Source organism: Planococcus citreus (assembly GCF_003664125.1).
GTDB lineage: Bacteria > Bacillota > Bacilli > Bacillales_A > Planococcaceae > Planococcus > Planococcus citreus.
The window spans coordinates 355,515-367,559 of sequence record NZ_RCCP01000002.1 but is presented as its reverse complement, the minus strand read 5'-3'; the positions used below and the strand labels follow the sequence as shown (position 1 = coordinate 367,559).

The window sequence follows — 12,045 nt, the reverse complement described above, 5'->3', positions numbered from 1 at the left end:
GACTACATCAAATCCAGGCAGTTTAACGCCAACAACAGCCGGGTATGGAAGGACTAGGCAAATAAATAGCTAGCGTAAATCACGTCTGCTATAATCGAAATATAGTTTGGTTATCACTTAAGGAGGAATTATACATGGCAATCGTTAAAGGAACAGATCAGAATTTCAAACAGGAAGTTTCAGAAGGTCTCGTATTGGTAGACTTTTGGGCAGCATGGTGCGGGCCTTGTAAAATGATCGCTCCAGTTCTTGAAGAACTTGATGCAGACATGGACGACAAAGTGAAAATCGTGAAATTGGATGTTGATGAAAACCAACAGACAGCTAGCGAATACGGTATCATGTCCATCCCGACACTTCTTTTGATGAAAAACGGCGAAACAGTCGATAAAGTTGTCGGCTTCCGTCCAAAAGAAGCTTTGGCTGAATTGGTTGAAAAACACGCATAATTCCAAAACCGGGTCCCATTCGTGGAACCCGGTTTTTTAAATAGGGTGAGGAAATGAAAAATGAAATGATTCAACATAAATTGGCAGTTTTGCCGGACCAGCCGGGCTGCTATTTGATGAAGGACCGCCAAGGGACAGTCATCTATGTCGGCAAGGCGAAAGTGTTGAAGAACCGTGTGCGTTCCTATTTCACTGGCAGCCACGATACGAAAACACAGCGCCTCGTCAATGAAATCGAGGACTTTGAATACATTGTCACATCTTCCGACAAAGAAGCATTGATCCTTGAATTGAACTTGATCAAAAAGCATGACCCGAAATACAATATCCGCCTGAAAGACAATAAGACTTATCCGTATTTGAAAATCACGGGCGAACGCCATCCGAAATTGGTCATCACGAGACAGGTCAAAAAAGACAAAGGGAAATATTTTGGCCCTTATCCGAACGCCTATGCAGCGAGCGAGACGAAGAAGCTGCTGGACCGTTTGTATCCGCTCCGCAAATGCCATACGATGCCGGACCGCGTCTGCCTCTATTACCATCTCGGGCAATGCCTCGCGCCTTGCGTCAAACCGGTAGAGAAGGATACGTACCGTGAAATGATCGACGGCATCAGCCGGTTCTTGAACGGCGGCTTCCGCGAAGTGAAGCAGGAGCTGACCGAGAAGATGAGCGAAGCGGCGGAGAACCTGGAGTTCGAACGGGCGAAAGAATACCGCGACCAGATCAGCCACATTGAATCGGTCATGGAAAAACAGAAAATGGCCATGAACGATTTCACCAACCGCGACGTCTTTGCTTACGCTGTCGATAAAGGCTGGATGTGCGTGCAAGTATTTTTTGTGCGCCAAGGAAAGCTGATCGAGCGCGAAGTGTCGATGTTCCCGTTGTACCGCGACCCGGAAGAAGAGTTCTTGACCTTCCTCGGCCAATTCTATGAAAAGCCGGATCATATCAAACCGAATGAAATCCTGTTGCCGGAAGCGGAAGATGAGGAATTCCTGAAAGAATGGCTCGGCGCGAAAGTGCTCGTCCCGCAGCGCGGCAAGAAAAAAGATTTGGTCTTGCTTGCGCGCAAGAATGCGGAAATTGCCATCAAGGAGAAATTCCAGCTGCTCGAGCGCCAGGAAGAACGCACGGTCGGTGCCTGCAACGAATTGGGCGAAGCGATGAACATCCACACGCCGCTGCGCATCGAAGCATTTGATAACTCCCATATCCAAGGGGCGGATGCCGTGTCTGCGATGGTCGTCTTTATCGACGGCAAACCCTCGAAAAAAGATTACCGGAAATACAAGACCCGCTCCGCGCAGAAGCCCGATGATTATGCGGCGATGCGTGAAGTGGTCCGCAGGCGCTACAGCCGCGTGCTGAAGGACGGCTTGCCGCTGCCCGACTTGATCATTATCGATGGGGGCAAAGGCCAGATCGAATCGGCGCGCGAAATCGTTGAAGACGAACTCGGGCTCGATATCCCGATTGCAGGACTTGCAAAGGATGCCAAGCACCAAACGTCCCAGTTGTTGTATGGCAATCCAGTTGAAATGGTGGAACTCAAGCGCACGAGTGAAGCGTTTTATTTATTGCAACGCATTCAAGACGAAGTCCACCGATTTGTCATCACGTTCCACCGCCAATTGCGCGGCAAGAATTCGATTCAATCCGCTTTGGACGGCTTGCAAGGCGTCGGCCCGAAACGCAAGCAGCAATTGCTCAAGCATTTCGGCTCCGTCCGGAAAATCAAGGAAGCGAACGCCGGCGAGATCCAGCAGGCCGGTATTCCTGAGAAGCTGGCCGTGGAAATCGAACGGCATTTCAAAGAACAGCCGTTGCAACAGGAATAACTTCGTGGTATTGTATTAACACAATTGAATCACTTGTAAAAAGTGATGATAGAGGAGCGGACGTCATTAGTAAGCATCCCGAGATTTGCAGAATCTGTGAAGGATGCCGAAAGGGACGCCCGCCGAAGTTTACGCGCACTGCTTGCGTGTATGCTGGTCCTGCATTTAAGAGATGCAGGGCTGTCAGAGTTTGACTCTGGAGGGCTATCTCACATGGACGTTTGAAATCGTACATGAGAAGAGAGGTAGCTTGCCGGGCAATCGGCGAGTTGCCTCTTTTTTGTTGAGGGCCACTTATCTTAAGTGGGAGTGAAGAGAATGACAACAATCGTAATGAAATTCGGCGGGACGTCCGTGGCGTCTCCGGAGAAAATCGTGGGCGTAGCAAGACGCGCCATCCAGGAAAAACAACAAGGCAAGCGCGTCGTCATTGTCGTCTCGGCGATGGGCAAAACGACAGACACGCTGCTTGGGCTTGCGGGAGAGATTTCCGCAGAGCCGCCAAAGCGTGAAATGGACATGCTGCTTGCGACCGGTGAACAAGTGACCATTTCGCTGTTGGCGATGGCGTTCAAAAAACTCGGGTATGATGCCTTGAGTTTCACAGGCTGGCAGGCGGGCATCGAAACGGAATCCGTTCCGCGCAATGCGCGCATCGAGACGATCCATACACAGCGATTGGAAGAGGCGCTCGACCTCGGACTGTTCTGCGTGGTCGCAGGGTTCCAGGGCGTCGACAAGAACGGCAATATCACGACGCTTGGCCGCGGCGGGTCCGATACGACCGCTGTGGCGTTGGCGGCTGCGCTCGGTGCTGAAAAATGTGAGATCTACACGGATGTTGACGGAGTTTACACTTCCGATCCCCGTTATGTCACAGGCGCCCGCAAACTTGAACAGATTTCATACGACGAAATGCTCGAATTGGCCAATCTCGGGGCGGGTGTCCTTCATCCGCGAGCCGTAGAATTCGCCAAGAACAATCAAGTGCCCCTCTCTGTAAGGGCCAGCTACTCGGATGAACCGGGGACTATCATTCAAGAGGTGATCACTGTGGAAAAAAATCTAATCGTGCGCGGCGTGGCATTCGAAAAAGACATCGCCCGCATCACTGTCAGTTATACGAAGCCATTCAACGGGTCGCTTGCCAATATCTTCACGAGTCTTGCGAATCACTTGATCGATGTCGATATCATCGTGCAAAGCATCAGTGAGGAGTTTCCGCCGTCTGTTTCTTTTTCAATCAAAGAAGACAGCCTGGCAGAAGCCCAGCGCGTCTTGTCGGAAGCGCAAGAAAAAATTGGCTATAACGCCATCGATATCGAAACCGGCTTGGCAAAAGTATCGATTGTCGGCTCCGGCATGGTATCAAATCCCGGCGTAGCGGCAAAAATGTTCGATATTCTCCGCGCGCAGGATGTGCCGGTGAAAATGGTCAGCACTTCCGAAATCAAAGTCTCTGTCGTCGTGCCGGCTAGTGAAATGGAACGTTCAGCAAATGCGCTCCATGATGCATACGGACTGACGCCAGCGTCTGTCAGATAAGCCAAAAGCCCAGCCTAGCTGGGCTTTTTTGAATTGCCGAAAGTTTGTGCAAAAATTCACAATTTGTTCAAATTTGAAATCTTGCCTTCACGGTCCTATATGAGCTTATAAAACCTCGAAACAGATGCCTGTATCTCGCCTGTTTCGAAATGAAAATATAGCTTTTCATGAATTCTTTCCTATTTAATATCCGCAAAAACCTTCACAGACCCTAGACTGGATACGCTTAAAAAGGTTTCCTTGCCTTGACGCTCCTAGAGGGGGGGAGTACAATAAATATGTCATATTCTTGTACATGATGCTTACAGCAACGTGAATATGTTTTCCTGATATAGGAAAGCTTTACGCTGCCAACTAATGTTTTTGAGGGGGGTAAAATTTTTGGATAACAATCGTGAATTTTTAATGCGCAGGCTGCACTCTTTACTCGGGGTCATTCCAATCGGTTTGTTCTTGACGCAGCATTTGATCGTCAACCATTTCGCTACGCAAGGCGTGGAAGCGTTTAACCAAGCTGCCCACTTCATGGCAAATCTTCCATTTGTCATCTTCCTGGAGATTTTCGTCATCTACTTGCCGCTCATGTATCATGCTTTCTACGGATTATACATAGCGTTCACAGCGAAAAACAACCCGGGGCATTACAGCTACATGCGCAACATTTTATTCGTTGCCCAGCGTTACACCGGGATTTTCCTTGTGGTCTTTATCGCATGGCACGTGTTTGAGACAAGATTCCAAGTTGCGATTGGTGCAGCAGAGGCAGATTTCAACATGATGGAAAACATCCTGTCGAATCCGTTCATGTTCGCCTTCTACGTAGTAGGTGTCCTGTCCGCGACGTTCCACTTGGCGAACGGATTGTGGTCTTTCTTTGTAACGTGGGGAATCACGGTTTCAGAGAAAGCACAGCGCTACTCAACTTACTTCACACTTCTAGTCTTTATTGTATTATCGATCATTGGTATCAGAGCATTGTTTGCATTCGTTTAAGGATGTCCCAAACATTGGTGAATTAAAAGAGGAGTGAACACTACAATGGCGAAAGGCAAAATTTCTATCGTCGGTGGGGGCCTAGCTGGCCTAATGGCAGCGATCAAAGTTGCCGAAGCAGGAGCACCTGCCGATCTATTTTCCATCGTTCCAGTTAAACGGTCTCACTCTGTGTGCGCACAGGGCGGCATTAACGGAGCGGTGAATACAAAAGGTGAAGGGGATTCCCCGGCAATTCACCTAGATGACACCGTTTACGGCGGTGACTTCCTAGCTAACCAAAGACCGGTCAAAGCGATGGCCGACGCAGCACCTGGCATCATCCGCCTGCTTGACCGCATGGGCGTCATGTTCAACCGTACGCCTGAAGGGCTTCTTGACTTCCGTCGTTTCGGCGGCACGATGCACCACAGAACGGCATTTGCCGGCGCGACAACGGGCCAGCAATTGCTATATGCACTTGATGAGCAAGTCCGCCGCTATGAAGTTGCAGGCTTGATCACGAAATATGAAGGCTGGGAATTCCTGGGCCTCGTCATCGACGATGAAGGCGTTTCACGAGGAATCACTGCACAGAACTTGACGACAATGGAGATCAAATCGTTCCGTTCGGATGCCGTCATCATGGCAACTGGCGGACCGGGGATTATCTTCGGGAAATCCACAAACTCTGTCATCAACACAGGTTCTGCTGCATCGATCGTGTACCAGCAAGGCGCTTATTATGCGAACGGCGAATTCATCCAAATCCACCCAACAGCGATCCCTGGCGACGACAAGCTCCGCTTGATGTCAGAATCTGCACGCGGTGAAGGCGGGCGGATCTGGACGTATAAAGACGGCAAGCCTTGGTACTTCCTGGAAGAGAAATATCCTGCATACGGAAACTTGGTCCCACGTGATATCGCAACACGCGAAATCTTCGACGTGTGCGTTAACCAAAAACTCGGCATCAACGGCGAGAACATGGTGTACTTGGACCTTTCCCATAAAGATTCGAAAGAACTCGACATCAAACTGGGCGGCATCATCGAAATCTATGAGAAATTCACAGGCGACGATCCGCGTAAAGTTCCGATGAAGATTTTCCCGGCAGTCCATTATTCCATGGGCGGGCTATGGGTTGACGATCATCAGATGACGAATATTCCTGGCGTTTTGGCAGCGGGCGAATGTGATTATTCCCAGCACGGTGCGAACCGTCTAGGCGCAAACTCGCTCCTGTCAGCTATCTATGGCGGCATGGTCGCAGGACCGAATGCCCTTGAGTATGTCAAAGGCTTGGAAGTTCTTGCAGAAGACTTGCCAAACGATATTTACGCGAAGCACGAAGCTGAAGAGCAGCGTAAATGGGATGAAATCTTGGCACTTGACGGAACTGAAAATGCTTACGTCTTGCACAAGGAACTTGGCGAATGGATGACGGACAACGTGACGGTCGTACGCTATAATGACCGCCTCGAAGAAACAGATCGCAAAATCCAGGAGCTTCTTGAACGCTTTAACCACATCAGCATGACGGATACGCAACTTTGGAGCAACCAAGGCGCAATGTTTACCCGCCAGCTGAAAAATATGCTACATTTAGCACGTGTCATCACTATCGGTGCGTTGAAACGCAACGAAAGCCGCGGCGCACATTACAAGCCGGAATTCCCGGAACGTAATGACGAGGAATTCCTGAAGACGACTATGGCGAAATTCAATGGTTATGATGCGCCGATCTTCCATTATGAAGAAGTCGACACTGGCTTGATCCCGCCACGCAAACGCGACTATTCCGCGAAAGCATAGCAATAAGAAGGGAGCTAATTTACCATGGGTGAAGCAGCAAAAACGGTTATTTTCGAAATCGAACGCCAGAACTCTACGGACGAAAGCTCGTACTGGGAAAAGTTCGAATTGCCATATCGCGCCAACATGAACGTCATTTCCGCATTGATGGAAATCCGACGCAACCCGGTCAACATGGACGGGAAGAAAACAACTCCAGTCAACTGGGACATGAACTGCCTTGAGGAAGTTTGTGGCGCATGTTCTATGGTCATCAACGGCAAAGCACGCCAGTCGTGTACAGCTCTTGTCGATCAGCTGGAGCAACCGATCCGCCTTCAGCCGATGAGAACATTCCCGGTCGTCCGCGACTTGATCGTAGACCGCAGCCGCATGTTCGACTCACTGAAGAAAGTCAAAGCGTGGGTGCCGATCGACGGTACGCATGATCTTGGCGAAGGTCCGCGTATGCCTGAGCGCAAACGCCAATGGGCTTATGAATTGTCTAAATGTATGACGTGCGGCGTATGCCTTGAGGCTTGCCCGAACGTCAACGATAAATCCGACTTTATCGGTGCGGCTCCGCTTTCTCAAGTGCGCTTGATGAACGCGCATCCAACAGGTGCCATGAACCGTGACGAGCGTTTGAACGCTATCATGGGCGAAGGCGGCCTTGCGGATTGCGGTAACTCCCAAAACTGTGTGGAATCTTGCCCGAAAGGCATTCCTTTGACAACTTCTATCGCAGCTTTGAACCGCGACGTGAGCATCCAAATGTTCCGCAACTTCTTCGGAAGCGATCATATGGTCGACTAAGTTACACTCCGCCTTTATGGCGGAGTTTTTTTGTTTCAGCCGAAAATACCCAAGCTTGGCTGAAACAGATGTCCTTTGCGCCAGTTTTTGCTATACTTACAAAATGAGTAATGTATACAGGGGGAACTGGAATGAGAGCGTCTTACATAAAGGATTTCAATGAATGGCAGGAAGGCTTTTCTTTTTACGCGCCGGTGCATGTGCGCTTTTCAGAGACGGATATGTTCGGGCATGTCAACAATACGGTGCCGATCGCTTATTTTGAGTATGCACGGATCGAGTTCATGAAAGAAGTGGGCTTGATGCAAGCATGGCTTTCAAAAGACAGCGACTTGATTCCAGTCGTGGCGGATATGCAGGTCGATTTTGTCCGACAGGTATTCTTTGATGAACAATTGAGAGTTTATGTGAAAGTGGAGTCGATTGGAAACTCTTCCGCAGACATCCATTATTGGGCAGTGAATGATAAGCAAGAAACTTGTTTCACCGGCAGGGGCGCCGTCGTACAGATTTCCAAGACGAGCGGCAAAGGCCATCCTTGGAGCGACGAGGAGAAGACGATGCTGCAAAGCGGAAATCTAACTTCTTCCGGCAAATGAAGCAGTCCCTGTCTTGAGAGAACGACCGTGTCACGATGGAACAAATACCAGTAGCTAGGGAGTGAACCAAGTCCATGACTGAAGACAACTTAAACCGCCGCCACGACTTGGAGCGTGTGGCATTTATGGAAAAGGAATTGCGTTATATATCCGGGATCATCAAGCAAAAAGGCCGTGAAATCCTGAATTCGTATACCATTACTCCGCCGCAATTCGTGGCGCTTCAATGGCTGTTCGAACATGGCGACATGACCATCGGAGATTTATCGAATAAAATGTTCTTGGCGTTCAGCACGACGACCGACCTGGTCGACCGGATGGAGAAGAACGAGTTGGTTGTGCGCATCCGCGAGGAACAGGACCGCCGGGTGGTACGCATTAAATTATTGAAAGAAGGCGAGCGGATCATTGAAGAAGTGATCAAGAAGCGCCAGGATTATTTAGAAACTGTACTTGAAGACTTCAGTGTAGAAGAAGTCGAGCAATTTTCAAGCTTGTTGGAGAAAATGCATATCAACATGAAATAGGAGCGGGGCTATGACATTGAATGCGCCAATCGGAGTCATTGATTCAGGTGTCGGGGGGTTGACCGTCGCCAAGGAAATCATGAAACTTTTGCCTAATGAAAAAATTATTTACATCGGTGACAATGCGCGCTGCCCGTATGGCCCGCGTCCACTTGCAGAAGTTCGGCGCTACACATGGCAGATGGCAGAAGCGCTCATGAAAATGAATATCAAAATGCTGGTCATCGCCTGCAATACGGCAACAGCGGCAGCGCTCAATTCCTTGCAAAAGAAATTGCCGATCCCAGTTATCGGTGTCATTTTCCCGGGAGCCCGCGCTGCTATCAAATCGTCTTCGACGAAGAAAATTGCGGTGCTCGGCACGTCCGGAACTGTCAAGAGTGGGGCTTACGAAAAAGCCATCAAGTCGCTTGTTTCAGCTTCTGACGTGGTCCAATTGGCATGCCCGCGGTTTGTGCCGCTCGTGGAAAGTGATGAGTACGAAGGGGAATTCGCCCGCCGCATGGTGGCAGAAACGTTATCGGCGATCAAATCGAAGGAATTCGATACCGCCATCCTCGGATGCACCCATTACCCGCTGTTGCAGGGCTTTATCGAGCAAGAACTTGGCACCACAGTGACGGTTCTATCGTCAGCGCAGGAAACGGCGAAAGACGTATCGCGCCACTTGAGCTATCAGGACAAATTTGCGGATCGCCGCAAACCGCCCGTCCATCAATTTTATACATCCGGTTCGACGGAGATTTTCCGCACGATCATCAAAAAATGGCTTGCCATCGACGAGCCGTGCATCCGTTCAATCCAGTTCCCAAAAACCTGACGGCTCAGCCGCCGGGTTTTTGTCGTCAAGACAGAATTATGGTAAGATTTTTTGAGTACATGAGGAGGATTCAATGATGATAAGAATTGATAATAGACAAGCAGACGAACTGCGCCCGGTGGAAGTGGAGACGGATTATTTGATCCACCCAGAAGGATCGGTCCTGATTACGGTCGGCCAGACGAAAGTGATTTGCACAGCGACGATCGAATCTCGTGTTCCGAGTTTCTTGAGAGGCCAAGGCAAAGGCTGGGTAACGGCTGAATATTCCATGTTGCCACGCGCGACTGGAAGCCGCAACCAGCGCGAAGCGACACGCGGCAAGCTCGGTGGGCGCACGATGGAAATCCAGCGCCTGATCGGCCGCTCCTTGCGCGCTGTCGTCGATCTCGAGAAGATCGGTGAACGCACACTATGGATTGATTGCGACGTCATCCAGGCGGACGGAGGGACGCGTACAGCGTCTATCACGGGAGCTTTCATCGCCATGACCATCGCACTCGGCAAATTGGACGTACCGGTATTCCCTGTGACGGATTATCTGGCCGCTACAAGCGTCGGCATCAACAGCAGCAAGCAAGCCATCCTGGACCTGAATTACGAAGAGGATTCAACGGCAGCGGTCGATATGAACCTGGTCATGACAGGATCCGGTGAGTTTGTGGAAATGCAAGGCACCGGCGAAGAAGCGACATTCAGCCGCAAGGAATTGAACGAAATGCTCGATCTCGGTGAAGCAGGGATCCAGCAATTGATCAAAATCCAACAACAAGCGATCGGCGAATTGTCGTCGCGGATCGGCGAAAAGGTGGAATCCGCACTATGAAAAAAATCGTCATTGCCACACAGAACAAAGGAAAAGCAAAAGACTTTGAAACCTTGCTGTCCCCTCTAGGCTATGAAGTATTGACCTTGAGAGATGTCGCAAAAGACCTCGACATCGAAGAAACCGGCACAACGTTCGAAGCCAATGCCATCCTGAAAGCGGAAGGCGTCGCTAAAGAACTCGGCATCCCAGTCATCGCAGACGACAGCGGCCTTGAGATCGATGCCTTGGACGGAGAGCCGGGCGTCTATTCCGCACGCTATGCGGGAGGCGAAAAGAGCGACGACGCCAATATCGATAAAGTGCTGGAAAAATTGTCTGGCGTACCGGACGGAGAGCGCAGTGCGCGATTCCGCTGCGTCTTGGCGGTTGCGGCACCGGGTGAAGAAACCCAAACCTTCTCCGGCTCGTGTGAAGGCGAAATACTGCGATTGCGCAGAGGCGACCACGGCTTCGGCTACGACCCGATCTTTTACGTTCCTTCCCAGGAGCGTGCCATGGCGGAACTCGAACCCGAAGAAAAAGCCGCCATCTCGCACCGCGGGCAAGCATTGAACAAGCTCAGCAAAGCAATGCCAGAGTGGATATAGTTTTTCCAATGAAATTATAAATAATTGGGCAGTCTAAAGATATGGAACAACATAGCGTAGGAAACCATGCTGCTCAACAGTTTAATACACTGCTTCGCAAAGACTTGAACTCGCAAGCATCGTTCAAGTCTTGCCTGCGGGATAGCGAGACAGATGAGACCCTGCAGGAGCGCAGCGACGAAGCGGCTCAGCGCTCGCCCGCGGCAAGCTTAGCTATTTTGTGTAATATCGTTATGAGAAGAATTATAATTTATACTTTATGAGATATTTTTTTGAAATAGCATTGACTTTTTCTCGGATGATTTCTATAATTAAAATTGTCTTTCGTGAGGAAAGTCATGTCTCAGTAGCTCAGCTGGATAGAGCAACGCCCTTCTAAGGCGTCGGTCGGGGGTTCGAATCCCTCCTGGGACGTCTCAAAACCTTGTTTTCCCCCATCGGGAAAGCAAGGTTTTTTATTTTGTGAAAAACGCTTGTGAAGAAATGATGGACATTTGATTTTTCGCTGTTTATTTGTGAGGTATGTCGTATAATGGAAAAAGATAGAGAATAAACAGACCAAAAGGTGGAAACGAGACGTGTTCAGAAACAAATGGAAACGGATTTTGATTATACTTTCCCTTGTACAAACGATTTTAATTGCAGCGACAGCGACGAGCATTTGGACATTTGCCAGTGAATCTGAGGTGATACAAGCCGATGCGGCAATCGTGCTCGGCACGAAAGTCATCGGCGAGGAGCCTTCACCGGTGCTCGAACAGCGCATACGCCACGCCATCGATCTATACGAAGCGGGCTATGTCGAGAAAATCATCTTCACGGGCGGTATCACGGACGGGGCGGACTTCGCCGAGTCGGTCGTGAGCCGCGACTTCGCGATCCGCAACCATGTCCCTGAAGAAGATATTCTGATCGAAACCCAATCGCTCATCACGGAAGAGAATTTCCGTTTCGCCGGTGAACTGGCGGATGAAAACGGCTTGTCGAGCTTTCTCGTCGTCAGCGATCCCTTACATATGAAACGTGCACTGCTTATGGCGGAACACGCCGGAATCGATGCCCATTCCTCACCGACGCCTTCGACCGAATTCAAGGGCTTTTCGAACATCGCGCCGTTCTTCGCACGTGAAGTTGTTTGCTATATGGCTTACGTCGCGATGCACGCTGTCATTTAATGAAACTGTCCCGCTGATGCGTGGACAGTTTTTTAATTTAACAGATGAACAGGGCAGCCCTGAGTGATACACTGATAAAAAGCTG

12 protein-coding genes, 1 tRNA gene and 1 riboswitch are annotated in these 12,045 nt (G+C 49.9%); all 13 genes read left to right on the top strand.

From position 1 onward, the window contains the following. Positions 1-134 precede the first annotated feature (134 nt). The 13 genes from trxA to DFR62_RS09985 all read left to right on the top strand — a co-directional run bounded on the left by trxA (position 135) and on the right by DFR62_RS09985 (position 11,960). Positions 135-449, top strand: a complete 315-nt coding sequence (trxA, locus tag DFR62_RS10045) for a thioredoxin (protein ID WP_058381042.1) — start codon at positions 135-137, stop codon at positions 447-449. A 53-nt stretch (positions 450-502) separates the two neighbouring features. Further along, positions 503-2,296 carry an excinuclease ABC subunit UvrC gene (gene uvrC / locus DFR62_RS10040; protein WP_121300202.1) on the top strand — a complete coding sequence of 598 codons (1,794 nt, stop codon included), beginning with the start codon at positions 503-505 and terminating at the stop codon, positions 2,294-2,296. A 41-nt stretch (positions 2,297-2,337) separates the two neighbouring features. Further along, positions 2,338-2,511: riboswitch (Lysine riboswitch) on the top strand. A 103-nt stretch (positions 2,512-2,614) separates the two neighbouring features. Continuing rightward, a complete protein-coding gene (locus DFR62_RS10035) occupies positions 2,615-3,841 on the top strand; it encodes an aspartate kinase (protein ID WP_121300200.1) in 1,227 nt (408 codons plus the stop codon). A gap of 381 nt (positions 3,842-4,222) precedes the next feature. Further along, positions 4,223-4,834, top strand: a complete 612-nt coding sequence (locus DFR62_RS10030) for a succinate dehydrogenase cytochrome b558 subunit (protein ID WP_121300198.1) — start codon at positions 4,223-4,225, stop codon at positions 4,832-4,834. Between the two features lie 45 nt (positions 4,835-4,879). Then, positions 4,880-6,628 (top strand): succinate dehydrogenase flavoprotein subunit, encoded by a 1,749-nt coding sequence (sdhA, locus tag DFR62_RS10025; RefSeq protein ID WP_121300196.1) that lies wholly within the window; start codon positions 4,880-4,882, stop codon positions 6,626-6,628. Between the two features lie 24 nt (positions 6,629-6,652). Next, positions 6,653-7,423, top strand: a complete 771-nt coding sequence (sdhB, locus tag DFR62_RS10020) for a succinate dehydrogenase iron-sulfur subunit (protein WP_121300194.1) — start codon at positions 6,653-6,655, stop codon at positions 7,421-7,423. 131 nt (positions 7,424-7,554) lie between these two features. Then, positions 7,555-8,022: an acyl-CoA thioesterase gene (locus tag DFR62_RS10015; RefSeq protein ID WP_121300192.1), complete on the top strand. Its 468-nt coding sequence runs from the start codon at positions 7,555-7,557 to the stop codon at positions 8,020-8,022. A 74-nt stretch (positions 8,023-8,096) separates the two neighbouring features. Then, positions 8,097-8,549, top strand: a complete 453-nt coding sequence (locus DFR62_RS10010; RefSeq protein ID WP_121300190.1) for a MarR family winged helix-turn-helix transcriptional regulator — start codon at positions 8,097-8,099, stop codon at positions 8,547-8,549. A gap of 16 nt (positions 8,550-8,565) precedes the next feature. Next, a complete protein-coding gene (gene racE / locus DFR62_RS10005) occupies positions 8,566-9,369 on the top strand; it encodes a glutamate racemase (protein ID WP_121300296.1) in 804 nt (267 codons plus the stop codon). A gap of 76 nt (positions 9,370-9,445) precedes the next feature. Beyond that, the gene (gene rph, locus DFR62_RS10000; RefSeq protein ID WP_121300188.1) at positions 9,446-10,195 is read left to right on the top strand and encodes a ribonuclease PH; all 750 of its coding nucleotides are present in this window, start codon (positions 9,446-9,448) and stop codon (positions 10,193-10,195) included. Continuing rightward, positions 10,192-10,785 (top strand): XTP/dITP diphosphatase, encoded by a 594-nt coding sequence (locus DFR62_RS09995; RefSeq protein WP_121300186.1) that lies wholly within the window; start codon positions 10,192-10,194, stop codon positions 10,783-10,785. The genes rph and DFR62_RS09995 overlap by 4 nt, the downstream gene beginning before the upstream one ends. A 340-nt stretch (positions 10,786-11,125) precedes the next feature. After that, positions 11,126-11,199 (top strand) — tRNA-Arg (locus DFR62_RS09990). Positions 11,200-11,363: 164 nt separating this feature from the next. Then, on the top strand, positions 11,364-11,960 hold the full coding sequence (locus DFR62_RS09985) for a YdcF family protein (RefSeq protein ID WP_121300184.1): 597 nt from the start codon (positions 11,364-11,366) through the stop codon (positions 11,958-11,960). Positions 11,961-12,045 lie beyond the last annotated feature (85 nt).

Bases quoted from the DNA above. Each gene is read 5' to 3' on its own strand.
- rph (WP_121300188.1), top strand. From the start codon at position 9,446: ATGATAAGAATTGATAATAGACAAGCAGACGAACTGCGCCCGGTGGAA.
- sdhA (WP_121300196.1), top strand. From the start codon at position 4,880: ATGGCGAAAGGCAAAATTTCTATCGTCGGTGGGGGCCTAGCTGGCCTA.
- DFR62_RS10035 (WP_121300200.1), top strand. From the start codon at position 2,615: ATGACAACAATCGTAATGAAATTCGGCGGGACGTCCGTGGCGTCTCCG.
- DFR62_RS10015 (WP_121300192.1), top strand. From the start codon at position 7,555: ATGAGAGCGTCTTACATAAAGGATTTCAATGAATGGCAGGAAGGCTTT.
- uvrC (WP_121300202.1), top strand. From the start codon at position 503: ATGAAAAATGAAATGATTCAACATAAATTGGCAGTTTTGCCGGACCAG.
- trxA (WP_058381042.1), top strand. From the start codon at position 135: ATGGCAATCGTTAAAGGAACAGATCAGAATTTCAAACAGGAAGTTTCA.
- DFR62_RS09995 (WP_121300186.1), top strand. From the start codon at position 10,192: ATGAAAAAAATCGTCATTGCCACACAGAACAAAGGAAAAGCAAAAGAC.
- DFR62_RS10010 (WP_121300190.1), top strand. From the start codon at position 8,097: ATGACTGAAGACAACTTAAACCGCCGCCACGACTTGGAGCGTGTGGCA.
- sdhB (WP_121300194.1), top strand. From the start codon at position 6,653: ATGGGTGAAGCAGCAAAAACGGTTATTTTCGAAATCGAACGCCAGAAC.